General features: G+C 48.6%; 23 protein-coding genes. 18 read left to right on the top strand and 5 right to left on the bottom strand.

The window, feature by feature from the left end; genetic code table 11:
• Window positions 1-5 precede the first annotated feature (5 nt).
• Window positions 6-899 (bottom strand): selenium metabolism-associated LysR family transcriptional regulator, encoded by an 894-nt coding sequence (locus tag Q0G26_RS10365; protein ID WP_293830418.1) that lies wholly within the window; start codon window positions 897-899, stop codon window positions 6-8.
• Window positions 889-2,076, bottom strand: a complete 1,188-nt coding sequence (locus tag Q0G26_RS10360) for an aminotransferase class V-fold PLP-dependent enzyme (protein ID WP_293830416.1) — start codon at window positions 2,074-2,076, stop codon at window positions 889-891. Before Q0G26_RS10360 ends, Q0G26_RS10365 begins: the two co-directional genes overlap by 11 nt.
• A gap of 148 nt (window positions 2,077-2,224) precedes the next feature.
• Between Q0G26_RS10360 and yedE the strand changes: the two genes are divergently transcribed.
• The 7 genes from yedE (at window position 2,225) to Q0G26_RS10325 (ending at window position 9,888) form a co-directional block, all read left to right on the top strand.
• Window positions 2,225-3,298 carry a YedE family putative selenium transporter gene (gene yedE / locus Q0G26_RS10355; protein WP_293830414.1) on the top strand — a complete coding sequence of 358 codons (1,074 nt, stop codon included), beginning with the start codon at window positions 2,225-2,227 and terminating at the stop codon, window positions 3,296-3,298.
• A 9-nt stretch (window positions 3,299-3,307) separates the two neighbouring features.
• Window positions 3,308-3,514: a sulfurtransferase TusA family protein gene (locus Q0G26_RS10350; RefSeq protein ID WP_009146013.1), complete on the top strand. Its 207-nt coding sequence runs from the start codon at window positions 3,308-3,310 to the stop codon at window positions 3,512-3,514.
• The gene (locus Q0G26_RS10345) at window positions 3,511-3,759 is read left to right on the top strand and encodes a DUF3343 domain-containing protein (protein ID WP_293830412.1); all 249 of its coding nucleotides are present in this window, start codon (window positions 3,511-3,513) and stop codon (window positions 3,757-3,759) included. Before Q0G26_RS10350 ends, Q0G26_RS10345 begins: the two co-directional genes overlap by 4 nt.
• Window positions 3,760-3,774: 15 nt before the next feature.
• Window positions 3,775-4,815 (top strand): selenide, water dikinase SelD, encoded by a 1,041-nt coding sequence (gene selD, locus Q0G26_RS10340; protein ID WP_293830410.1) that lies wholly within the window; start codon window positions 3,775-3,777, stop codon window positions 4,813-4,815.
• Window positions 4,816-5,006: 191 nt separating this feature from the next.
• Window positions 5,007-8,519, top strand: a complete 3,513-nt coding sequence (gene nifJ / locus Q0G26_RS10335; RefSeq protein ID WP_293830408.1) for a pyruvate:ferredoxin (flavodoxin) oxidoreductase — start codon at window positions 5,007-5,009, stop codon at window positions 8,517-8,519.
• 438 nt (window positions 8,520-8,957) lie between these two features.
• Complete coding sequence (locus Q0G26_RS10330) at window positions 8,958-9,473, top strand: DUF4234 domain-containing protein (RefSeq protein ID WP_293830405.1); 516 nt, start codon at window positions 8,958-8,960, stop codon at window positions 9,471-9,473.
• A 52-nt stretch (window positions 9,474-9,525) separates the two neighbouring features.
• Window positions 9,526-9,888, top strand: a complete 363-nt coding sequence (locus Q0G26_RS10325; protein ID WP_293847637.1) for a DUF2752 domain-containing protein — start codon at window positions 9,526-9,528, stop codon at window positions 9,886-9,888.
• A gap of 130 nt (window positions 9,889-10,018) precedes the next feature.
• On the opposite strand, the gene trxA is transcribed toward Q0G26_RS10325, so the two are convergent.
• The 3 genes from trxA to Q0G26_RS10310 all read right to left on the bottom strand — a co-directional run bounded on the left by trxA (window position 10,019) and on the right by Q0G26_RS10310 (window position 12,477).
• On the bottom strand, window positions 10,019-10,327 hold the full coding sequence (gene trxA / locus Q0G26_RS10320; RefSeq protein ID WP_366517771.1) for a thioredoxin: 309 nt from the start codon (window positions 10,325-10,327) through the stop codon (window positions 10,019-10,021).
• A 35-nt stretch (window positions 10,328-10,362) separates the two neighbouring features.
• Window positions 10,363-11,247, bottom strand: coding sequence for an NAD(P)/FAD-dependent oxidoreductase (locus Q0G26_RS10315; protein ID WP_293830401.1), 885 nt, complete (start codon window positions 11,245-11,247; stop codon window positions 10,363-10,365).
• 99 nt (window positions 11,248-11,346) lie between these two features.
• Window positions 11,347-12,477: a mechanosensitive ion channel family protein gene (locus tag Q0G26_RS10310; RefSeq protein WP_293830399.1), complete on the bottom strand. Its 1,131-nt coding sequence runs from the start codon at window positions 12,475-12,477 to the stop codon at window positions 11,347-11,349.
• A 165-nt stretch (window positions 12,478-12,642) separates the two neighbouring features.
• Here Q0G26_RS10310 and Q0G26_RS10305 point away from each other — a divergent pair, with 165 nt between their 5' ends.
• From Q0G26_RS10305 to Q0G26_RS10255, 11 genes are all read left to right on the top strand, one after another.
• Window positions 12,643-13,152: a DUF456 domain-containing protein gene (locus Q0G26_RS10305; protein WP_293830396.1), complete on the top strand. Its 510-nt coding sequence runs from the start codon at window positions 12,643-12,645 to the stop codon at window positions 13,150-13,152.
• Between the two features lie 28 nt (window positions 13,153-13,180).
• On the top strand, window positions 13,181-13,552 hold the full coding sequence (locus tag Q0G26_RS10300; protein ID WP_293830394.1) for a VOC family protein: 372 nt from the start codon (window positions 13,181-13,183) through the stop codon (window positions 13,550-13,552).
• 26 nt (window positions 13,553-13,578) lie between these two features.
• Window positions 13,579-14,859 carry a CHAD domain-containing protein gene (locus Q0G26_RS10295; protein ID WP_293830392.1) on the top strand — a complete coding sequence of 427 codons (1,281 nt, stop codon included), beginning with the start codon at window positions 13,579-13,581 and terminating at the stop codon, window positions 14,857-14,859.
• A 121-nt stretch (window positions 14,860-14,980) separates the two neighbouring features.
• Window positions 14,981-15,409 carry a hypothetical protein gene (locus tag Q0G26_RS10290; protein WP_293830390.1) on the top strand — a complete coding sequence of 143 codons (429 nt, stop codon included), beginning with the start codon at window positions 14,981-14,983 and terminating at the stop codon, window positions 15,407-15,409.
• 288 nt (window positions 15,410-15,697) lie between these two features.
• Window positions 15,698-16,117 (top strand): DUF1934 domain-containing protein, encoded by a 420-nt coding sequence (locus Q0G26_RS10285; RefSeq protein ID WP_293830388.1) that lies wholly within the window; start codon window positions 15,698-15,700, stop codon window positions 16,115-16,117.
• Between the two features lies 1 nt (window position 16,118).
• Window positions 16,119-17,585: a DUF1846 domain-containing protein gene (locus Q0G26_RS10280; protein ID WP_293830386.1), complete on the top strand. Its 1,467-nt coding sequence runs from the start codon at window positions 16,119-16,121 to the stop codon at window positions 17,583-17,585.
• A 31-nt stretch (window positions 17,586-17,616) separates the two neighbouring features.
• Window positions 17,617-19,341, top strand: coding sequence for an arginine--tRNA ligase (argS, locus tag Q0G26_RS10275; RefSeq protein ID WP_293830384.1), 1,725 nt, complete (start codon window positions 17,617-17,619; stop codon window positions 19,339-19,341).
• A 123-nt stretch (window positions 19,342-19,464) separates the two neighbouring features.
• Window positions 19,465-21,090, top strand: a complete 1,626-nt coding sequence (locus tag Q0G26_RS10270) for a CTP synthase (RefSeq protein ID WP_293830382.1) — start codon at window positions 19,465-19,467, stop codon at window positions 21,088-21,090.
• A 190-nt stretch (window positions 21,091-21,280) separates the two neighbouring features.
• Entirely contained in the window at window positions 21,281-22,237 is a 957-nt protein-coding gene (gene sppA, locus Q0G26_RS10265) for a signal peptide peptidase SppA (RefSeq protein ID WP_293830379.1), read from the top strand.
• A gap of 6 nt (window positions 22,238-22,243) precedes the next feature.
• Window positions 22,244-22,795: a YIP1 family protein gene (locus Q0G26_RS10260; protein ID WP_293830377.1), complete on the top strand. Its 552-nt coding sequence runs from the start codon at window positions 22,244-22,246 to the stop codon at window positions 22,793-22,795.
• A 127-nt stretch (window positions 22,796-22,922) separates the two neighbouring features.
• On the top strand, window positions 22,923-23,413 hold a 491-nt coding region (locus Q0G26_RS10255; RefSeq protein WP_293830375.1), incomplete at its 3' end, for a fructose-bisphosphatase class II.

Here is a 23,413-nt window from a genome sequence, read left to right as displayed (position 1 = left end):
TATGCTTATAATTTGCTTTGGCTGATGAAGTTTAGAAACTCCTTGACGTAGCTTGGCAGCAGATAATTTTTGCGGTAGATGAGGTAGAGGCTGCGTTCGGAAAAAGCTTGCGGCAGCTCGAAGGCCAGCAAACGTTTTTCCTGCAGAAAGTTGTGCGCCGCCTTTTCCGAGATAATGGATATGCCCATGCCGCTGGCGACAAGGTTTTTGATGGTTTCCTGATCGTTGACGCGGGCAATAATCTGCAGCTCGTCCTCGGAAATACCGCTGTGCGCCAGAAAGTTATCGGCCATTTTTTTGCTGCCGCTGCCCTTTTCGCGCAGAATCAGTGGTTCGCGCAAAAGCTCCGGCAGTACATGTTCCTTTTGCTGTTTATAGCGCAGAAAATGCTCGTTGACCGGGGTGATGACTACCATGCGGTCGTGGCAGAAGGGTTGGCAGCAGAAGTCGCTGTCCTCACAGCTCATGCCGATGAAGCCAAGGTTAAACAAGCCGTCCTTCAGGCCGTTGATAATGCCCTGGCTGTCGCTCTGGTGAATGATGAAGTAAATATCCTGATGCAGCTTGCCGAAGTCGGCCAAAAGCTGCGGCAGGATATAAGCTGAGGGGATGGTGGAAGCGCCAAGGTGAATGATGCGCTGGCTTTCGATAGAGCAGGCCTGTACCATGCGCTCCTTCAGCTCCAGTATATTCAGGGCGTATTCGTAAAGCTCGCGTCCCTTTGGTGTCGTCTGCAGGCTTTTGGTGGTACGCAGAATGAGCTTGGTGTTAAGCTCGCTTTCCAGCTGGTGGATGTGCGTGCTGACGGTGGATTGCGATACGAAGAGCCTGCTTGCAGCCTGTGTGAAGCTTTCCTCCTGTACTACGGTGACAAAGCTTTGCAGCTGTTTAAAGTCCATGGGCGAGCACCTCTTTCAATGCTTGCAGGGCAACATTGACTTCCTCCGCAGTATTGTGCCAACCGAAAGAAAAGCGCAGCGTTCCCGTGGGATAGGTTCCGAGCGTTTTGTGAGCGTTGGGGGCGCAGTGCAGGCCTACGCGCGTAGCGATGGCGTATTTGTCTGCCAGAATGAAGGCCAGCTCTGCGATGTCCATTATATCTGTGCTTATGGAAACGACGCCTACGCGGTCGCTGCAGTCCCTTTTGCCGACGATTCGCAATAAATTTTGTGCTTCTAATTGCTGCAGTCCGTCTATAAATTGCTGCGTAAGCGTCAGCTCGTGCGTGCGGATTTTGTCAATGCCCTGTTGCTGCAGCCAGCCTAGTGAAGCACGCAGACCGGCGATGCCCGGCAGGTTGAGCGTGCCTGCTTCGAATTTATCCGGCATGAAGCGGGGAGTGTGCTCCGTATGGCTGAGGCTGCCGGTGCCGCCGACAATGAGCGGTGTTATTTCGTCGATAATGCTTTCACGCAGCACAAAACCGCCGATGCCCTGCGGTGCCAAAAGTCCCTTGTGCCCCGTAAAGGCGAGAGCGTCGATGTGCATTTCCTGCATGTCGACAGGAACGACGCCGGCGCTTTGCGCACTGTCGACGATGAATTTCAGGTTATACTCTTGGCAGAAGCTGCCGATTGCTGCCAAGGGCTGCAGCGTGCCGCAGACATTGCTGGCGTGTGTCATGATGATGGCCTTGGTGTTAGGGCGCACAAGCTGCGGCAAAGCGTCTAAGCACAGTGCTCCCTCCGCGTCGCAGGGAATGCGGCTGAAGGTGATAGCGTCAGTGGGAGCGTTGCCTGCAGTCAGCTCTGTGCCGATTTGTTGGAGCGGACGCATGACGGCGTTGTGCTCCATAGCGGTAACAAGCACATGGTCGCCGCTGTGCAGCAGTCCCTTGATGATGATATTCAGGCTTTCGGTAATGTTCTTCGTAAAGACAACATTTTTGCTGTCCTCGCCGCCGAAAAAGCGGCAAAGCTGCTCGCGAGTGGCAAAAACAAGGTCCTCGCTGCTCGCAGCGCAGGTACCGCGGCTGATGTTGGTGCCTGCATTTGTAATATATTGATAAACTGCGTCAGCAACTGCCTGTGGCTTGGGAAAGGTGGTGCTGGCGTTGTCGAGATAAATTTGCTGCATTTTCCGTACCTCCTCATGTTACGCCTATTCTATCATATAATTATCTGAAAAGCTAATAAATCAATCAGCTTTATCTATAAATGATATTGGTATAAGCATGTGGGCTATGATATACTTTTGTCGAAGAAATATTTTGGGGAGGCTTTTCATGAAAAATGAACAAGTAACGATTGTTGCAACAGGCGCGATTATCGGTCTGGTGGCAGCAATGCTGGTGTTTTTCGGCAATCCGGCCAACATGGGCCTGTGTATTGCCTGTTTTTTGCGTGATACTGCCGGTGGCTTGGGACTGCATGCAGCCAAGGCTGTGCAGTACATCCGTCCGGAAATCAGCGGTCTGGTGCTGGGCGCGCTGGGTGCGGCATATCTGCACGGAGAATTTTCGCCGAAGGGCGGCAGCTCTCCGCTGACACGTTTTGTGCTGGGCTTTTTTGCGATGATCGGCTGTCTGATGTTTTTGGGTTGTCCGTTCAGAATGCTGCTGCGTATTGCCGGCGGTGATTTGAACGCTGTTGTCGGCCTGGTTGGCTTTGCGGCAGGCATTTATGCCGGTATTTTCTTTTTAAACCGCGGCTACAGCTTGAAGCGTACCTATAAGATGACGGCGGCGGAAGGTAGCATTATGTCGGTGATTGCCGTTGTGCTGTTGGTGCTGCTCGTTGCTGCACCGGCCTTCATCCACTTTACCAAGGCAGGCGGCGGCCCCGGTGCCAAGCATGCGGCTGTTGCTGTGAGCCTGATTGCTGCAGTGGCAGTTGGTTATCTTACGCAGCGTACACGCTTCTGCATGATTGCCGGTATTCGCGACTTTATTCTCTTTAAGGAAACAAAAATGCTGTGGGGCTTTGTGGCTGTTGTTGCGGCAGCTGCTGCCTGCAATGTTGTGCTGACCTCTGTAACCGGCGGTGCCTTCTTCAAGGTAGGCTTTGCGGCGCAGCCTATTGCGCACACCGATGCACTGTGGAACGTGCTGGGACTTTTCCTGGCGGGCTTTGCCTGCGTACTTTTGGGCGGCTGCCCGATGCGCCAGCTGGTGCTGTCCGGCGAAGGCAACTCCGATAGCGCCGTAACTCTGCTGGGCTTTATCGTGGGTGCGGCCTTTGCGCATAACTTCGGCCTGGCATCCAGCGGCAACGGTCCGACCGCTAACGGCCAGATTGCTGTTGTTATCGGCATTGTTGTTGTTACCTTGATTGCTTATCTGAATACATATAAAAAGTGAGGAAACGCTATGAAAACTATTGATGCAAGAGGACTTTCCTGTCCCGAACCTGTTATCCTGACGCGTCAGGCGATGATGAGCGGCGAGGCTGCTTATGAGGTAATCGTGGATAACAATACCTCCAAGGAAAATGTAACACGCTACGCACAGCATCAGGGTTATAAGGTTGCTGTGACGGAGCAGGACGGCGAATTTACTCTGTCCCTGAGCAAATGATGCAGTATATTGCAACGTTCTTTTCGCACTTCGGCGCGGTGCGCTTTCAGCATCTGTGTGCGGAGCGCGGCTGGCAGGCGCAGGTGCGCCCTGTACCGCGCAGCCTGAGCAGCAGCTGCGGTACCTGCGTATTTTTTAAAACGGAGGCGCTGGAGGATGCAGCGTCCCTGCAGACGCCGGAGCTGGAGCAGATAGTGCGTGAGCGGGAGAATGGCTACGAGGTTTTGTATACTGCTGCCGAATAAGCGGAGGTTTGAGCTATGGAAAACGAAGTAAAGCTGACGAAGCTGGCGAGCTGTGCGGGCTGCGGGGCCAAGGTCGGTGCCGGTACGCTGTGCAATTTGCTGGCAGGCTTTCAGACGCATTATGATGCTAATCTTTTGGTAGGTTACGATAAAAGCGACGATGCCAGCGTTTATAAGGTGAGCGACGAGCTGGCGATTGTGCAGACAACGGATTTCTTTCCGCCGATTGTCGATAATCCCTTTATGTATGGACAGATTGCGGCGACAAACGCTTTGAGCGATGTTTACGCTATGGGCGGTGAACCGAAGCTGGCGCTGAACATTATGTGCATCCCCGAGAAGATGGATAAGGCAACCGTGCAGGAGATTTTGCGCGGCGGCTATGCCAAGGCCTATGAAGCAGGCGCAATTATCACCGGCGGCCACACTATTCACGGTGCGGAGCCGATTTACGGCTTGGCGGTGACAGGCTTTGTGAAGCCTGAGCGCGTGTGGACGAACAGCGGCGCACAGCCCGGTGACGTACTGCTGCTGACAAAGCCCTTGGGCGTGGGTATTCTCACGACGGCGGCGAAAGCCGGCTTAGTAGAGCAGGAGCTGCTCGACAAGCTGTATGTGCAGATGAGTACGCTCAATAAATATGCGCATGATGTGCTTGTGAACTACAGCGTGCATGCCTGCACCGACGTGACAGGCTTTGCCCTTTTGGGCCACAGTCTGGAGATGGCGCAGGGCAGCGGCGTTACTGTGCACCTGAAGGCGCAGGATGTGCCCTATCACGAGGAAGCATACGAGATGGCGGACATGGGCTTTATTCCTGCAGGCGCATACCGTAACCGTGATTTTGCCGAAGCCGGTGTGCGTGTTGTGGGAGCTGTCGCGCGTGCGCTGCAGGATATTTTGTACGACCCGCAGACGAGCGGAGGCCTGCTGTGTGCTGTTCCTGCGGCGGAGGCAGAGGCTTGCTTGGCAGAGCTTAAGGCTGTTGCTCCGAGTACGCAGATTATCGGCTATGTGACCGAAAAACTTGACAGTGCGATTTATCTGGAAGCGTAGATATTTTAAAGATGCTGCTTAATCGGCGGCATCTTTTTTCACATTTTATTTACGCAAAAATGCTGTATACATTTATGCAGATATTTTACAAACAAGGCTGAGTAGTGTATACTAATTATATGAACTGGAAAGTTTTTCCTGTAAAAATTAAGGTCAAGTAATTTTGTGATTTCAAGAAAGAAGGGAATCCAATGGTAAAAATGAAAACAATGGACGGCAACACAGCTGCTGCGTATATTTCCTACGCATTTACCGATGTTGCTGCAATTTATCCTATTACTCCGTCCTCTCCGATGGCTGAGGTTGTCGATGAGTGGGCTGCCCAAGGCAAAAAGAATATTTTCGGGCAAACCGTAAAGCTGATGGAAATGCAGTCTGAAGCTGGTGCTTCCGGCGCAGTTCACGGCTCTCTGCAGGCAGGTGCGCTGACTACTACCTACACCGCATCTCAAGGCTTGCTTTTGATGATTCCTAATATGTATAAAATGGCCGGCGAGCTGCTGCCCGCAGTTTTCCACGTTTCCGCACGTGCTCTGGCAACAAGCTCTCTGTCTATCTTCGGTGACCACCAGGACGTTATGGCTGCACGTCAGACCGGCTTCGCATTATTGGCTGAAGGCAGTGTACAGGAGGTTATGGATCTGGCAGGCGTAGCACATCTGAGTGCTATCAAAGGCCGTGTACCGTTCCTGAACTTCTTCGACGGCTTCCGTACCTCCCACGAAATCCAGAAGATTGAGGTTATGGATTATGCTAATCTCGAAAAGCTGCTGGATAAGGATGCGGTAGATGCATTCCGTAAACGCGGTCTGAACCCGGATAATCCTGTTATCCGCGGCACCGCACAAAACCCGGATATTTACTTCCAGACTCGCGAGGCTGTTAACACCTATTACAATGCTCTGCCGGAAATCGTAGAGAATTACATGGGCGAAATCAGCAAGCTGACCGGCCGTGAATATCATCTGTTCAACTACTACGGCGCTGAGGATGCAAAAGATATCATCATCATCATGGGCTCTGCTTCCGAAACCGTCCGCACTGTTGTTGATAAGCTCAACGCAGAGGGCAAAAAGGTTGGCGTACTCGTAGTTCACCTGTATCGTCCTTTCAGCATCGAGCACTTCATGGGCGCAATTCCGCAAAGTGTAAAACGTATCGCTGTACTGGACCGCACCAAAGAGCCGGGCGCTTTCGGCGAACCGCTGTATCTTGATGTGCGTGCTGCCTTCTATGCAAGCGACCGCAAGCCTATGATTATCGGCGGCCGTTACGGCTTGGGCTCCAAAGATCTGCTGCCCGGCGATATCGTAGCTGTATTCGATAATCTGGCAAGTGCAGAACCGAAAAACAACTTCACCATCAGCATTACTGATGATGTAACTAATACCTCTCTGCCGTGCGTAGCAGGTGTTGACGTAACTCCTGCAGGCACCAAGGGCTGCAAATTCTGGGGCTTGGGCAGTGACGGTACCGTTGGCGCTAACAAGAGCGCTATCAAAATCATCGGTGACCATACTGACATGTACGCTCAAGGCTACTTCTCCTATGACAGTAAAAAATCCGGCGGCGTAACTGTTTCCCACCTGCGCTTCGGTCATACTCCGATTATGGCACCGTACCTGATTGATGCTGCCGATTTTGTTGCAGTACACAATCAGTCCTATGTTCATAAATACGATGTAACCGCAGGCCTGAAAAAAGGCGGTACCTTCCTGCTGAACTGCAACTGGAGTGCTGAGGATCTCGACGTACAGCTGCCCGGTCAGCTCAAACGTTACATTGCGAAGAACGATATCAAATTCTACATCATTGATGCTGTTAAGATTGCTCAGGAAATCGGTCTGGGCGGCCGCATCAACATGATTATGCAGTCTGCTTTCTTCAAGCTGGCTGATATTATTCCTCTGGCTGACGCTGTTAAATACCTGAAGGATGCTGTTGAGCATTCCTACGGCAAGAAGGGCCAGAACATTGTCGATATGAACAACGCTGCTATCGACAAGGGCATTGATGCTATTGTTGCTGTTGATGTTCCCGCAAGCTGGGCTGAGGCTGGCGATACTGCTGCCGAAGCTGCAACTGGCAACGAATTTGTTGACAAGCTGCTCGTTCCGATGAACAAGCTGGAAGGCGACAAGCTGCCGGTAAGCGCTTTTGCTGATTATGCAGATGGCACCTTCCCGAGCGGTACAGCTGCTTACGAAAAACGCGGCATTGCTATCGACGTACCGGAATGGCAGATGGACACCTGTATTCAATGTAACCAGTGCGCCTTCGTTTGCCCGCATGCTGCTATCCGTCCGGTTCTCATGACCGAGGAAGAAGCTGCCAAGGCTCCGGCAACTCTGCCGAGCAAGCCTGCTATCGGCGCTAAAGGCCTGATGTTCAGCATGAGCATCTCCCCGCTGGATTGCACCGGCTGCGGCAACTGTGCTCAGGTATGCCCGGCTCCGAAAGCTAAGGCTCTCGTTATGAAGCCGCTCGGTACTCAGCTTGATAAAGCTGCTGCATGGGAATACAGCCAGAAGGAAGTTGCTCCGAAGGCAAATCCGCTCAACAAGAAGACCATGAAGGGTATTCAGTTCGAGCAGCCGCTGCTTGAGTTCAGCGGTGCGTGCGCAGGCTGCGGCGAAACTCCGTATGCTAAGCTCGTAACCCAGCTGGTTGGCGACCGTATGATGATTGCCAATGCAACAGGCTGTACCTCTATCTGGGGTGCATCCGCTCCGTCCATGCCGTACACCAAAAACTGCAAAGGTCATGGCCCGAGCTGGGCAAACTCCCTGTTCGAGGATAACGCTGAATATGGCTTAGGTATGTTCCTGGGCGTTAAGCAATCGCGTGAGCGTGTAGAAGACATGGTAAAAGCTATGCTGGAAGGCGAGCTGCCTGAGGATCTCAAGGCTGCGCTGACCGATTGGCTGGAGCATGTCAACGACAGCGAAGGCACCCGTGAGCGTGCTGAAGCACTGACTGCTGCATTGGAAAAATACAAAGACAACTGCGATAAATGCGCTGCTCTTTATGACGAGAAGCAATTCTTCGTTAAACGCAGCCACTGGATCTTCGGCGGCGATGGCTGGGCTTATGATATCGGCTACGGCGGTCTGGACCATGTACTGGCATCCGGCGAGAATGTCAATGTTATGGTATTCGATACCGAGGTATATTCCAACACCGGCGGTCAATCCTCCAAATCTACTCCGACAGCGGCAATCGCTAAATTTGCTGCCAGCGGCAAAAAGACCAAGAAGAAAGACCTTGGCATGATGGCTATGAGCTACGGCTATGTATATGTTGCACAGGTTGCTATGGGTGCCGACAAGAACCAGACTCTGAAGGCTATTGCCGAAGCAGAGGCTTATGACGGACCGTCCCTGATTATTGCTTACGCACCTTGCATCAACCACGGCCTGAAGGTTGGCATGGGCTGCAGCCAGCTCGAAGAAAAACGTGCTGTTGACTGCGGTTACTGGGCAACCTACCGCTTCAATCCGGAACTGAAGGAGCAAGGCAAGAATCCGTTCATTCTGGACAGCAAAGAGCCTACCGCAAACTTCCGTGACTTCCTGATGGGCGAAGTTCGTTTCAGCTCCCTGCAGAAGATGTTCCCTGATACTGCGGAAGCATTGTTCGAGAAGACTGAGAAGGACGCAATGACTCGTCTGGACGGCTACAAAAAGCTGGCAGGCAAGGAATAAGACTTGCACTGAAAAGTAAATAAGAACAGCAAAGTGTTAGTATTGCTGTGATGAAGAAACTCTCTACGATGCACTGCGTAAGCAGGGCGCGTAGAGAGTTCTTTTTTAGCAATTGTTTGGAAAGAAAGTTATGCAATATAAGCTGTTTTATATTTAAAGCTGATTTCTGAAGATAAAATTGTGAGCTATAATACGTAATTTCAGTGCGCACCTTTTTCGTTTATTATAGGTGTAACATTGATTGGTAAGATATACTTAATTTCAATTGAATTATAAAAAACTCCATGCGTATTCAGATTGCGTTAAAAATCTTTATAAGAGAATTTGCTTGCAAATCATATCATTTATTACAATAAGCAATAAGGAATTGCTAGTAATTTTAATCTAAAGATGTTATAATCTATGAATAGTGATTTAAAAATAGTAGGAGGGCTTGTTATGAGTAAGTTTTGTGAAAAGTGTGGCGCGGAGTTGAGTGATGACGCAAAGTTTTGTACCAATTGTGGTCAAAAGACAGAGCAGGTGCCGATGAATACACCCGCACAGGCACCGGTACATACACCGGCACAGATGCAGCAACCGGTACATGAAAATTTTGTAAACAGAAATCCTAGAGTTTCTAGCAGAAGCATTCCCTTAGCGATAATTTTGAGCCTTGTGACATGCGGCATTTATGTATTGTATTGGCAGGCAAAACTGACTGATGAAATGAATGAACTTTTAAATAAGCGAAATGCAACATCAGGTGTTATGGCTGTTATTTTCACTATTATTACGTGTTGTATATATTTTCTCTATTGGAGCTATAAGATGGGAGAAGGTGTCGACTCAATTAAAGGAAAGAGAGGCGATACAGGTATATTGTATTTGATTCTTAGCTTTATTGGCTTAGGTATTATTCCGATGGCTCTTGTTCAAGATGCTATTAACGATAAGGCGGAAGGTTTGTACTAAACTCGACCTAGCAGGGCGTTAAAAGTCCTGCTAGGTATTTTTATATAAAATCATGCTTAAAAAATATTTTATTAGTTGTTTTATAGGAATTTTATACTATCTGCTGATAATGTTTACGGATATATCATTGTCCTGCCCGTTTCGTTACTTAACAGGTTATTTGTGCCCTGGATGTGGTGTTACAACGATGTTCTTAGCTTTGCTAAACGGAGATTTTGCAGCTGCTCGTCAGGCTAATGTGTTCTTGTTTTATACATTACCTTTTTTGCTTGCAAGCATAATTTTGCGGGATGTTTATGGCAAAGCTTTGGCACGTAGCTTGGATAGATATGTTTATCCGCTTTACGTTATTGCTTTATTAGTTTTTGGCATTACAAGAAATGGATTACTTGTGGTTAATGCATTTTCACTATAAAAATATCAAGGCCTATCATGATGATAATCTTTGTGGCAATCTTCTTTTTATGCTTTAAAACAAACAAAATCCCGGCATGGTTCTTTCAAAAACCATAACCGGGATTGTTTTCGTTAAGCAATTAAGCGGCTTATTTTACCAGTGCTGCCAGAGCTTCCTTATCGTGCAGGCCGACTGCGGATTTTACCAGCTTGCCGCTTTTGAAAACCAGCAGACTGGGGATGCTCATGATAGCAAATTTTTCTGCCAGCTCCGGATTATCATCAACGTTGCATTTGGTAACCTTGATATCACTGTGCTCCTCGGCAAAGGCTTCCAGAATCGGAGCTTGCATACGGCAGGGGCCGCACCAGGATGCCCAAAAATCAACGAGAACTGTTTGGGTAGAATTGGTAACCTCCTGCTCAAAGTTTGCTGTAGTAATTTCTAATGCCATAATTATCACTCCTTAGGTGTTTTTGTAAAAAATTTTAGTTATTTTTCGTCTTTCTGACGTTGGCGCAAAAACTTTAACGCTGTCAGGCCTGCGCGTGCGCCTTCGTGTACTGCCTTGGCCACCTGCATCAAGCCTCCCGTGCAGTCGCCGGCAGCGAAAAGTCCGGGGATGTTGGTCGCTCCGTCGCTGTCAATACGGATGAAGCGTCCGTTCAGCTCTGCACCGAGCTTGCGCGCCATATCGGTGCTGTCTGCTGTGCCCAGAGCGATGAACAAGCCGTCGACGGCAAGCGTGCTGCCGTCAGTAAAGCGGATGTTGCTGAGCTTGCCGTTGCCTTCTACTGCCTGCAGCACAGAGGTGTTTACATCAAAGCCTGCTTCTTTAGCTGCGTCTCCGCTTTGTCCGTTGGTCAGGATGGTGACGCTGCCTGCCAGCTGCTTAAGATAAGCTGCCTCGTGCAGAGCATAGGCACCGTTGCCCAAGACTGCAACATTTTTCTTACGGAAGAAGAAGCCGTCGCAGACGGCGCAATAGCTTATGCCCTTGCCCTCCAGCTCAATTAGACCGGGAAGGTTGAGCGTAATATTCTTGCTGCCGGTAGCCAGAATAAGTGCTTCTGTCTGCAGCTGCTCGGCCGTGTTTTTTAAACTGAGCGTGAAGCAGTCGGTGTATTCCACGCCGAGAACCTCATCCTGCAAAATTTCTACGCCCAGAGAGCGTGCCTGCTCCAGTCCTGCCGCATAAAGCTTGGCGCCGGAAGCGGCAATACCGTAGTAGTTATCAATTTTATGTGCCTTGGCCAGTGCGCCGGGGCCATTTTCGATGATGCATACCTTTTGACCGGCGCGCGCCAGATACAGAGCAGCACTTACTCCGGCGGGACCGCCGCCGATAATAATCGCTTGCTTGATGTTGTTAGTCATAGGCCGCCTCCTGTAAATATAAACTGAGATAAAATGGAAAATCATTCTTTATTTTATTATAACTCAGTTTATATAATTTTTCTGCGAAATAATAGTGAATTAGCAGCCGGCAGAGTCGTTGTTATCTTTTGGCTTATCAGCTTCGGCGTGTGCTTTGACAGGCTGTTCGGTAACATTTTCCTGCAGCGGGGTTTCAAAATAAAGACTGGTGCTGGGGAAGGCGCAGCTTACGCCAACTTCTTCCAGAAGCTCCAAGGTGTGCAGGTTGATTTCCTGCATAATGTTGAGGTATTCGAGGTGCTTGCCTGTTTTGGCGTAGCAGACAACACGGATATCAAGGCTGCTGCTGTTATAGGTGAGGAAATGAACGCGTACATCATTTTCGTCAATAAGTGTGAGATCCTCCAGATAATTTTTCAGCTTGAAGATAAATTCCTCGATTTGGGCAGCTGTTGTGCCATATGTCAGACCGAGCGTAAAGTCGATGCGGCGGCGTTCGCGCAGCGTATAGTTGGTAATCGGCGTGTTGCTGAGCAAGGAGTTCGGGATATAAACAAGCTCCTGCGGAAAGGTGCGGATACAGGTGCTGCGGAAGGAAACGCTTTCAACGATGCCTTCGATGCCGTTGGCTTTAATCCAGTCGCCGATTTTAAAGGGCTTGTCGAGCAGGATAATCATACTGCCGAAAACGTTGGCCAAAGCATCCTTAGCTGCAAATGCAACAGCCAAAGAACCGATACTGAGGGAAGCAATGAAGGCACTGATATCATAATTCCATTCGCGGGCTACGGTTACAAAGCCCAGCATTATGATAATCAGGCGGAAAACAGTTGCGAGAATGTTGGCGATAGCTTCATCCGTCTGGATGCCGAATCTTTCGAGCAAATCGAAGAAAACGCCGTGCGTTGTATCAATCAGGTTATACAGGCCCCAGAAAAAGTTGGTGACAATGATTGTACGCAGAATGCGGTCGGTAAAGCTTACATCATGCATTGACGCCAATGGTGACAGGTTGATTGCTGCATAGAAGGCAATAATAAAGAGGGCAATATTGATAGGCGTTTCGAAGGCGTTCAGAAAATCCTCGCCGTAGCTAAAGGATACCTTGTTGTTCAAACGACGCAAAAGGCGGATAAAAAAGTTTTTATAAATATAGCGGACAACAGTAAAGAAAAGGAAGGCACTTATTGATGGGTACCATGGTTTAAGAGTAAGCAATATATCGTTCACGAGGGAACCTCCTTGAGAGAATTTTTTAGCTTAACTAATTTTAGCATTTTCTGTGATACTGCACAACGATTTTACATTTATTTCTAATTCTCGTGACACTTTAGTAAACTTGTATGTTTATGGATGTGGTATAATTAATACAATATAAATAGACGGAGGCATGTTATGGAACTGCTGGTTGAGCGTACATTTGCAATCTTCATAGCTATATCGGGACCGATACTGACAATATTCGACCTTCCTGGAAATACTTTGCTTTTACTGACATCTCTGATGTTTGCTTTTTTTGATGAAGTACTGTATTTTAACGGCAGGTTGCTGTCAGCCATGGTGCTTATCTATGCTTTGGGTGAATTTTGGGAGTTCTGCGTCGGCCTTTTCGGCATCAAACGTAGTAAAGTTTCCTGGTTCGCCGTATTGTTTATTGCTTTGGGAAGCTTTGTCGGTACCTTATTGGGCACCTTAATATTTCCTATACTTGGTTCTTTGCTTGGCGGTATGTTTGGTGCCTTTGTGGCTGCTTTTGCTTATGAGCTGGCTCGGACAGGTATTTCGGCTGATGCTATGCATTTGGCCTGGACGGCAGCAAAGATGCGCTTTTTAGCGATTATGGGAAAGCTGGCAGCAGGTATTGCTTTAGCTGCACTGCTTTTGAAGCAGGTAGTGTTTTTTTAAATATATAATTTAATGAGAGGTGTACATTATGGAATTTACTTTTGCACATAATAATTTTAACGTATTGGATCTGGAAAAAAGCCTGAAGTTTTACGAAGAGGCTTTGGGCTTGAAGGAAGACCACCGCAAGGAGGCTGCAGACGGCAGCTTTATCCTGGTGTATCTGACGGACGGCAAAACACCGCATCTGCTGGAGCTTACCTGGCTGCGTGACCGCAAAGAGGCTTATAATCTTGGCGAGAATGAATTCCATCTGGCATTTTTGGTAGATGATTACGAAGCAGCGCATGCAAAGCATAAAGAAATGGGCTGCATCTGCTACGAAAATCCTGCTATGGGAATTTACTTTATTACCGATCCTGATAATTATTGGCTGGAGATTGTACCTAAGAACAAATAAGCGTCAAGGCCCGGGAGGTAGATGTCATGAAACAAAAGCTGTGTCTGCATGGACTGGAAGTAAAAAACCAGGCGCAGCTGCTTAATCTTGCGAAAAGGCTGCTGCCTGGCAGTACCGTCAAGGTAAAAATCAAAGAAAAATATTTTAATGATAATGATATGTACAAATATCGCCTGACTCGTTTTACACCGGAAGATATTGACGGCGTACGCTTGTATTGTGCCTGGGGTACACTGCTGGTTAGCGACAAGCTGTTGGCGATAGCGGATATTATTATTGAATTTGAATGTCATAATGCAGAAGCGGCAAAAGCTGTTGACAGTCTGCTGCAGAAGCTGTTGGCTTCTAAAACAAAATTTGTTTTGGAAGAGCCGGACTTTTCGCAGCGTTTGGATCAGCTGCGAGGCTGCTTTGATCAAAAGCAGCTGGCTGCTTATGACGCAGACAGCGCTATGAGTCTTGTGCATTGCCACCTTCCCTGGCAGGTTTATTACGTAAGCAAGCTGTGGCAGGAGGTTTTATGCCGTGGCCCGGAACGCAGTCTGATGCGTCAGCTGCGCGTCAAGCTCAGGCGTCTGCGCTCACTGCTGACGCTGTGCAAGCCGCTCTTGCCTGAGCAGGATGCTTTGCACTGGCAGGGAGTGCTGAAGGCACGCACCAACCTTTTGGGTGATGTGCGGGAGTACGATGTGGCGCTGCAGATCTGCTCCCGCCTGCAGCGTAGCCGGGAGCAGGCGGAAGCAGTGTTACCGCAGCTTACGGCGCTGCTGACGCAACTGCGTAGCGCGGCGGCAGCTAAGGCGCTGCGCGGACTGCGGCTGAACCGCCTGACGCTGGAGCTGGCTCAATTGCTTTTGTGGCTGTACAGTGTGCCTGCGCCGGAAAGGGAGCTGACATTGGCAGAGTTTTTGTCGCGTCGTTTCGGTAATTGGTATGATAAGCTGCTGGAGCTGCCGGAAAAATATCCTGACCTGCATAATATGGAGCAGCTGCATCGCATACGCATCAAGCTCAAACGCTTCCGCTATGCGTTGCAGAGCGTGCCGGAGCTGGCTCCGGAAGCACGCCTTTTGCGCAGTCTGAAGTATCTGCAGGATATGCTGGGACTGCTGCATGATGATTATATCAACACGTTGATGGTGGAACGTCTGGTGGCGGCGAATCCCAAGATTAAGGAGCTGCGTTATGAGGCGGCCTTGTTCAGCGGTTGGGAGCAGGCTAAGGCTGATGCAGCGCTGGAAGCATTGCCGCAGCAGTGGGAAGCCTTCAGCAGTCAGCTGACGGAATGGAAGAATAAAAACCTGTAATTGCTTTGGCTTCGTGAAGCAATGTAAATAAGATTGTAAAGTTTTCATGGCAGTGCTTGCACTTGCAGGCGCGAAAGACTATAATTAAACACATATTAAGCATATGGGAGGAGAGATTTCCATGAAAAAAATATTAATGCTGGTTACAATGGTTATGATGCTGGCTGTCAGCGCAGTTTGCAGTGCATCCAACGGCAAGGTGCTGGACGCAGAGGAAGCTATTGTTGACAAATTTATCAACGGCGGCAACTATAAGGCAGTTACCTCTATGATGACCGAGGATATGCAAAAGAACTGGGATGAAAAGGCATACAATAATCTGCATGCACAGCTCGCTAAAGACTTCGGCAAGCTGACTACCAACCAATTGCTGGTTGTTGAAAAGCACAATGGCGCAGACGTACTGTTGTATCAGGTTGTTGCAGAGAAAAAACCTGCTGCCCGTTTCGTATATCTTTTCAAGCTGAACGGCGAGAAACCCTTGCTGAATGATTTCAGTGTAATGCTCCCGCAGCAAAAAGAAGCAGCTAAGGAAGAAGCTAAAAAATAAAATTTCAGATCAAAAACTGACGACAGAGCTATACTAAGGCAGTATACTCTGTCGTTTTTGGTTGATTTTTTGGACCTGCTGCTAGGGGAAATGGCGCACTTCCTTATGCTATTTCTTGACTGTACTTTATAGCTGTTATATAATATTGAAGAATAAAAGAGGTCTTTTTTAGTGCAGAGAAGTTGAATGGCATTAGATTGACAAAAATCTTGCAGGGCTTGCGACCTTTCGATCATAATGGTGTGGCGAAATGGTGCAGGCTCTATCTTGTTTATGGAGGCACGTACTATGCAGCCGGTAAAAATTCGTATTTTGAGTACAACGAAGGATGAGGGTAGTGAGGCTCAGGCTTCTGAACAAAAGTATACGGGTATGATGACGGAAAAGGGCGGCAAATACTATGTAATTTACCATGAGGATGAACAATCTGGTCTTGATAACACGAAGACGACGCTGAAATGGGATGATGAGCACGTCATTGTCATGCGCAGCGGCAGTGTTGATCACAGACAGGAGTTTCGCCGTGGCTACGTAGACAAAAGCCTTTATCAGACACCTTATATGAAAATTCCTCTGACGACGGAAACAAGCTATGTATATACCCATTTCCGCAATGGTTTGTGGGAGCTGGAAATGGAATATACACTGTATCATGATGAGAAACCTTATGGTGAGATGAAGATTTTAATTGAGGTTGAGGAAATTTAATATGAAAATAGGATTTGATAATCAAAAATATTTGACCATGCAATCTGAGCATATCAGAGAGCGCATCAGTAAATTCGGCGATAAGCTTTATCTGGAGTTCGGCGGCAAGCTGTTTGATGATTACCATGCTTCCCGCGTACTGCCTGGCTTTGCTCCTGACAGTAAGCTGCAGATGCTTCTGCAGCTTGCAGATCAGGCAGAGATGATTATTTCCATCAATGCCGATGATATTGAAAATAACAAGGTGCGTCACGATTTAGGTCTGACCTACGATTTGGACGTACTGCGTCTGGTAAAGGTTTACCGCTCTAAGGGACTTTATGTAAGCAGCGTAGTTATTACGCAATATAAGGGACAGAAATCTATCGAAAGCTTCAAGAATAAGCTGGAGGCTTTGGATATCAAGGTTTATTACCATTATCCAATTGATGGCTATCCGCATAATGTGGAGCACATTGTCAGCGATGCGGGCTATGGCCAGAACGATTATGTAGAAACCACACGTCCGCTGGTAGTTGTTACTGCTCCCGGTCCCGGCAGCGGCAAGATGGCTACTTGCCTGTCGCAACTGTATCACGAAAATAAGCGTGGCATTAAGGCCGGTTATGCTAAATTCGAAACCTTCCCTATCTGGAATCTGCCCCTGAAGCATCCTGTCAATATGGCATACGAGGCTGCTACGGCAGACTTGCAGGATGTTAATATGATTGATCCCTTCCATCTGGAGGCTTATGGCGTAACTACGGTAAATTATAACCGTGACGTTGAGATTTATCCTGTGCTGGCAGCAATTTTTGAAGGTATTTATGGCTATTGCCCGTACAAATCGCCTACTGATATGGGCGTTAACATGGCAGGCAACTGCATCTGCGATGACGAGGTGTGCTGCGAGGCTTCCCGTCAGGAAATCATCCGCCGCTATTACCAATCCTTGAACCGCCTGGCCATGGATGAGGCCAGCAAGCAGGAGGTTTATACGCTGGAGCTGCTGATGAAGCAGGCTAAGGTCAGCGTTAATGACCGCCGCGTGGTGACCGTTGCCAAAGAGGTTGCGGAAGAACGCAAGTGCGCTGTTATTGCGCTGGAGCTTGCCGATGGCAGAATCGTTACCGGCAAAACTACAGATTTGCTGGGACCTGCCAGTGCAGTATTGTTGAATGCAATTAAGGAATTGGGCGGTATTGCGGATGAAATGCACCTTATTTCACCGACCTATATCAACCCGATTCAGAATCTGAAGACGCGCTACCTTGGCAGCAGCAATCCGCGCCTGCATATGGATGAGGTGCTGATAGCGCTTTCCATGTGTGCCGCAACGGACAGTCTGGCCAAGCTGGCGCTGGAAAAGCTGCCGGAGCTGAAGGGTTGTCAGGCACATTCTACCGTTATGCTGACAGAGGGCGATTTCAAGGTATTCAAAAAGCTGGGCGTTGAACTGACTAATGACCCTATTTACGAAACAAAATAAGCAATAAAGAAAGAGAAGGAGAGATTTTGCTTTGGATATAAAGGATTTATTAGCCGCTGCTATTAAAGATGCAGCGCAAAAAGCTATCGATAATGGCACTTTGAAACCGGGTACTTTGCCCGAGGTTATGCTGGAGGTTCCGCCGCAAAAGGAATTCGGTGATTTTGCAACTAACTTTGCAATGCAGTCTGCCCGCAGCCTGCATTGTGCACCGCGTCAGATTGCACAGGCTGTTGTAGATAATCTGGACTGTGCTTCCGTAGATAAAATGGAAATTGCCGGCCCCGGCTTCATCAATTTCTATCTGAAACAAAACTGGACCGCTGATTTGCTGGCAGGCATTCTGGCTGCCGGTGAAAACTACGGCAATCTGCCTGCTAACGGCTTGGGCCGCGTTCAGGTTGAATATGTAAGTGCTAATCCCACTGGCCCGCTGCATGTAGGCCATGCCCGCGGTGCCGCAGTCGGCAGTGCTATGGTTAACCTGCTGCGTGCTGCAGGCTATGATGTTGAAAGCGAATATTATATCAATGACGCCGGCAATCAGATGAACAATCTGGCAAACTCCGTCAATGCACGTTACCTGCAGCTGCTGAAGCTGGAGGAAATGGGCGGCGTTCCTGCTGACCTGACCGTTAAGCAGCTGGACGAAATGCCGACCGGTATTCCTTTCCCGGAAAACGGCTATCATGGCTATGATATCATTGAAACCGCTCAGCGCATTATCCGTATCTACGGTAAGGAATTCGTTGCTTTAGAGGAAAAAGAGCGTCTGGCTAAATTCCTGGAAATTGCTTATAAAGAAAAGCTGGCAGGCCTGAAAGAAGATCTGGAAGCTTTTGGCGTAACCTTCGATGTATGGTTCAGCGAGCAATCATTGCATGATGCCAATAAAATCCGTGAGGCTTGCGAATTCCTTGAGGAAAAAGGCTGCGTTTATGAAAAGGACGGCGCAAAATGGTTTAATTCTACCGCTTACGGCGATGACAAGGACCGCGTTGTTATCCGTGACAACGGCGTGTCCACCTACTTTGCTGCCGATATTGCATATCATCGCAACAAATTCGAGCGTGGCTTCGACCGCATCATCAACCTGTGGGGCGCTGACCACCACGGTTATATTGCCCGCGTGAAGGCTGCTGTAAGTGCTTTGGGCTTTGATGCTGATAAGCTGGAGGTGTTGCTGCTGCAAATGGTACGTCTGTACCGCAACGGCGATATCGTGAAGCTGTCCAAGCGTACCGGCGAAACCATCACTCTGCGCGAGCTGATGGATGAGGTTGGCGTTGATGCGGCGCGTTACTTCTTCTGCATGCGCTCCTTAGACAGCCAGCTGGATTTTGATATGACTCTGGCTACCGAAAAATCCAATGAGAACCCGGTTTATTATATCCAATATGCGCATGCGCGTATCTGCAGCATTGCCCGTCAGCTTGCCGAAGCAGGCATTGAGGCTGTAGCTTTAGACGAGCTGAAGCTGGATACTCTGCAGGCTCCCGAAGAGCTGGCGCTGGTTAAAAAGCTGGGCGAATATCCGGAACTGCTTGCCCGTGCAGCCCGCGAACGCGCTGTACATCATGTGGCAACCTATACCTACGAGCTGGCAACTTTGTTCCACTCCTTCTATAACCAATGCCGTATTCTGGGCGTAGATACAGACTTACAACAAGCCCGTATTGCTTTGGTGAAGGCAGTTGGTCACACCATCCGTCATGCTTTAGGTATTCTGGGCGTTTCTGCTCCGGAAAGAATGTAAATTAAGAAATTCTTTTGCAGGTGGCAGAGTCCTTGAGGCTTTGCCGCCTGCAGTGAGTTTAGATACAATTTAATATTTTTATTGCGTTGTAGCATTTTATGAAATCTGAGGGGGTTAAAAATCATGACTACTAATACCAAGTACATTTTTGTGACAGGCGGCGTTGTTTCTTCGTTGGGCAAGGGCATTACTGCTGCGTCCCTGGGACGTTTGCTGAAAAGCCGCGGCTACAGGGTTACTATCCAGAAGTTCGACCCATATATCAATATTGACCCGGGCACAATGAGCCCGTATCAGCATGGCGAGGTTTTTGTTACTGATGACGGTGCGGAAACTGACCTTGACCTGGGACATTACGAACGCTTTATTGATATCAACCTGTCCAAAAACTCCAATACGACCACAGGCAAGATTTACCAGAGTGTAATTAATAAAGAACGCCGTGGCGATTATCTTGGCGGTACTGTACAGGTTATTCCGCATATCACGAATGAAATCAAGGAGCGCGTTTTCCGCGTCGGCAAGCAGGATAATGCTGATTTTGTTATTACGGAAATCGGCGGTACTGTAGGTGATATTGAAAGCCTGCCGTTTTTGGAAGCCATCCGCCAGGTAAAAAAAGATGTCGGCAAGAACGATGTGCTTTATATTCATGTTACGCTGGTGCCGTATATTTCTGCAGCCGGTGAGCTGAAAACCAAACCGACTCAGCACAGCGTCAAAGAGCTGCGCAGCATCGGTATTTCTCCTGATATTATCGTTTGCCGCAGTGAAAAGCCTATTTCCAAGGAAATGCGCGAGAAAATGGCTATGTTCTGCGACGTTGATCCTGACGCAGTTATCCAAAACCTTACCGCAAGAAGCATTTATGAGGTACCGATGCTCATGGAGGAGCAGGGACTTGATACCATTGTTCTGCGCAAGCTGGAAATGGAGGATAAGCCGAAGGATATGCAGGGCTGGCATGATATGGTGGCCCGTATCCTAAAAAAATATGACAAGAAGGTAACTATTGCGGTAGTCGGCAAATACGTTGCTTTGCAGGATGCCTATATTTCTATTACGGAATCCTTGCGTCATGCAGCAGTTGCTAATGAAGCAGAACTTGATATCCATTGGGTGAATGCTGAAGAAATTGAAGCAGATGATACGGATATGGCTAAGGTGATGGCCGGCGTTGACGGCATTCTGGTACCTGGCGGCTTCGGCAACCGTGGTATCGAAGGCAAGATTAAAGCTATTCAATATGCACGTGAGCACAAGATTCCGTTCTTCGGTATCTGCCTGGGCATGCAGTGTGCAGTAATTGAATTTGCGCGTCACGTCTGCGGTATGGCTGATGCCAACAGCTCGGAGTTCAATCCGAACAGTGCGCATCCTGTTATCGACCTGATGCCGGAACAGATTGATGTTGAGGATTTGGGCGGTACAATGCGTCTTGGCCTGTATCCGTGTAAGGTTTATCCTGATACTTTGACCAGCAAGGCTTACAATGCAGAGCTGATTTATGAACGTCATCGTCATCGTTATGAGTTCAACAATGCCTTCCGTGAGGAAATTGTCGGCAAAGGCTTAGTGCTTGGTGGCACACTGCCTAATGGCCGTCTTGTAGAGATTGTTGAATTGCCTGAGAGCGAGCATCCCTGGTTCTTAGGTGCGCAATTCCATCCGGAATTCAAATCCCGTCCGACAAATCCGCATCCGTTGTTCAGAGATTTTGTAGGTGCAGCTGTAAAGCACCATCAATAAAGTTTGGGGTTAAAGTGTCTGGTGCTTCTGCTTTTCTATAGGTGAAGTCGCTATGCTGCTTTAGGCTCAGCTGTGACAAAATAGGAATACTCCCCTTTGGCACCTTAGGCGCAATTGCCGTAAGTCATTCGCCTGAGGGGAGTTCTTGCTTGTGTCAGACTATAAGTTTATTAGGGAGGAGAGTGACTAAATGCTTAAGAAAATTTTTATCAGCGCAGTGCTGCTTTTGGCTGTGCTGAGCTTTGTTGTTTCATTGCTCAAGGGCAATAACAACAATGAGAAATCCGTTACTGTGCCTGATCGCGTAGCTGTAATTAATATTTCCGGTACGATTGCAAGCGGTGCTGACAGCAGGGATAATATTTTCAGCCAGGCTGAAGGTATAACAAGCGGCAGTATTATGAAGCAGATTCGCGAGGCAGCTGCTGACGATAGTGTCAAGGCTTTGGTGCTGCGTATTGATAGCGGTGGCGGCAGTGCTACGGCTGCTGAAGAGGTTGGCAGGGAGCTGAAGCGCTTTAAGGAGAAAACCAAAAAGCCGATTGTGGCAACTATGGGTAATACCGGTGCGAGCGCTGCCTATTGGATTGCAGCCTGCGCCAGTGACAAGGTTTATGCCAACGCTACTACACTTACCGGCAGTATCGGTGTATATATGCCTTATATGAATACGGAAGAGCTGTTCAAAAAAATCGGCATCACGAGCAACAAGATTAAAAGTGGTCCGTATAAGGATATTATGAGCAGCGACAGACCGATGACACCTGAAGAACAGGCTATTTTGCAGAACATTGTCAACGAAATCTACGAGCAGTTTGTGACAACTGTTGCCGTAGGACGCAAGATGGAAGAAAGCAAGGTAAAATCCTTGGCTGACGGTCGCGTTTACACCGGTCTGCAGGCTAAAAACCTGGGCCTGGTAGATGAAATCGGCGATTATTATGATGCACTGGCTGCTGCAGGTGAATTGGGAAAAATTAAGCCTGGTGCTGACGGCTTGCCGCCAGTTAAGGTTAAGGAAAAACAGCAGCCTTGGAAATTTTTGCTCAGCGCTCATATTGCGGAGCTGATTAAAGCGGAGCTTGTGAACCAGCTGACTGGCAGTCTGCAGCAAAGCAGTGCTCCGGCTGGCGGCATGACGAGGTGATGAGCTATGAGGCGCAAAACCTTTGAGGTACTTTTTGAGCCTGGTGCAGGCATGGCTGCAATTGCTAAGCAGCCTTCTCTTTGGCGCAGTGCTTTTTATTTCACTCTCAGCTTCAGCTTTTTTGGCGTAGCGACGAACTGCTGGCTGCTGGAGGAGCCGCTGGAGGTGCGTTTTGCTATTATTATAGCGACAGTGCTGATTGCGGGAACTGCTTTAGCGCTTTATGGCTTTTTGCTGCATGGCATTATGGAAACCTTCGGTGCGCTGGCAGGCGACCCCGTCGGGCTCATCTGTCTTTTGGGATATACGACGCTGCCGTTTCTTTTGCTTACACCGGGAGCCTTACTGGCAGGCAGGATGGGATTAAACGGCTTACCGCTTTTAGGCGTCTTGTTCCTAGTCGGTTGTCTGTGGATGCTGTATCTTTTGGTGCGGTCGCTGGAGGCGGTATATCTTGTTGATGCCTTTCGCGCTGGCGTAACCGTGGTGTTCAGCCTGTTTTTACTGTATATCGTCTTCATTTTACCGTGGCAGGTTTGCCTGATGCTTCTGCTATAAATAAAATTTAGATTGATTAATCAGAATAAACGTGTCATAATAAAGGTTGGGCATAGAGTTAATTCTCTTGTGCTGCGCAAGCAGTGCTATTACCATATTGAAATTATATTAAGGAGTGTTGTGAAGAATGAACAGAGAGCTTTCTTTGGAATTTGTACGTGTAACCGAGGCGGCAGCTATTGCCTGCGGTCATCTTGTAGGCAGAGGCGATAAGAATGGTGCTGACGGCCTGGCTGTTGACGCTATGCGTGCAGCCTTTGATACCGTAAACATTAAAGGTACCGTTGTTATCGGCGAAGGCGAAATGGATGAAGCACCGATGCTGTATATCGGCGAAGAAGTAGGTGCCGGCGGCCCTGAGGTTGATATCGCTGTTGACCCGATTGAAGGTACTAACCTGGTTGCTAAAGGACAAAACGGTGCTATCGCAGTTATTGCTATTGCTCCGCGTGGCTGCCTGCTGCATGCTCCTGACATGTATATGGATAAAATCGCTGTTGGCCCCCGTGCTAAAGGCTGCATCGATATCAATGCACCGATGAGCGAAAACCTGGCACGCGTTGCTAAGGCTATGGACCGTAAAGTAAGCGACCTGAACGTAGTTCTGCTGGACCGCGA

The sequence above is a fragment of the uncultured Phascolarctobacterium sp. genome (genome assembly GCF_934190775.1).
Classification (GTDB): domain Bacteria; phylum Bacillota; class Negativicutes; order Acidaminococcales; family Acidaminococcaceae; genus Phascolarctobacterium_A.
The sequence above is the reverse complement of the archived record's forward strand: the minus strand, read 5'-3'. Positions and strand labels throughout refer to the sequence as shown.

Bases quoted from the DNA above. Each gene is read 5' to 3' on its own strand.
- selD (WP_293830410.1), top strand. From the start codon at position 3,775: ATGGAAAACGAAGTAAAGCTGACGAAGCTGGCGAGCTGTGCGGGCTGC.
- Q0G26_RS10365 (WP_293830418.1), bottom strand. From the start codon at position 899: ATGGACTTTAAACAGCTGCAAAGCTTTGTCACCGTAGTACAGGAGGAA.
- Q0G26_RS10300 (WP_293830394.1), top strand. From the start codon at position 13,181: ATGGAATTTACTTTTGCACATAATAATTTTAACGTATTGGATCTGGAA.
- Q0G26_RS10305 (WP_293830396.1), top strand. From the start codon at position 12,643: ATGGAACTGCTGGTTGAGCGTACATTTGCAATCTTCATAGCTATATCG.
- Q0G26_RS10325 (WP_293847637.1), top strand. From the start codon at position 9,526: ATGCTTAAAAAATATTTTATTAGTTGTTTTATAGGAATTTTATACTAT.
- Q0G26_RS10345 (WP_293830412.1), top strand. From the start codon at position 3,511: ATGATGCAGTATATTGCAACGTTCTTTTCGCACTTCGGCGCGGTGCGC.
- Q0G26_RS10295 (WP_293830392.1), top strand. From the start codon at position 13,579: ATGAAACAAAAGCTGTGTCTGCATGGACTGGAAGTAAAAAACCAGGCG.
- Q0G26_RS10260 (WP_293830377.1), top strand. From the start codon at position 22,244: ATGAGGCGCAAAACCTTTGAGGTACTTTTTGAGCCTGGTGCAGGCATG.
- Q0G26_RS10330 (WP_293830405.1), top strand. From the start codon at position 8,958: ATGAGTAAGTTTTGTGAAAAGTGTGGCGCGGAGTTGAGTGATGACGCA.
- Q0G26_RS10360 (WP_293830416.1), bottom strand. From the start codon at position 2,076: ATGCAGCAAATTTATCTCGACAACGCCAGCACCACCTTTCCCAAGCCA.
- nifJ (WP_293830408.1), top strand. From the start codon at position 5,007: ATGGTAAAAATGAAAACAATGGACGGCAACACAGCTGCTGCGTATATT.
- sppA (WP_293830379.1), top strand. From the start codon at position 21,281: ATGCTTAAGAAAATTTTTATCAGCGCAGTGCTGCTTTTGGCTGTGCTG.
- Q0G26_RS10285 (WP_293830388.1), top strand. From the start codon at position 15,698: ATGCAGCCGGTAAAAATTCGTATTTTGAGTACAACGAAGGATGAGGGT.
- Q0G26_RS10290 (WP_293830390.1), top strand. From the start codon at position 14,981: ATGAAAAAAATATTAATGCTGGTTACAATGGTTATGATGCTGGCTGTC.
- Q0G26_RS10280 (WP_293830386.1), top strand. From the start codon at position 16,119: ATGAAAATAGGATTTGATAATCAAAAATATTTGACCATGCAATCTGAG.
- Q0G26_RS10350 (WP_009146013.1), top strand. From the start codon at position 3,308: ATGAAAACTATTGATGCAAGAGGACTTTCCTGTCCCGAACCTGTTATC.
- yedE (WP_293830414.1), top strand. From the start codon at position 2,225: ATGAAAAATGAACAAGTAACGATTGTTGCAACAGGCGCGATTATCGGT.
- Q0G26_RS10315 (WP_293830401.1), bottom strand. From the start codon at position 11,247: ATGACTAACAACATCAAGCAAGCGATTATTATCGGCGGCGGTCCCGCC.
- Q0G26_RS10270 (WP_293830382.1), top strand. From the start codon at position 19,465: ATGACTACTAATACCAAGTACATTTTTGTGACAGGCGGCGTTGTTTCT.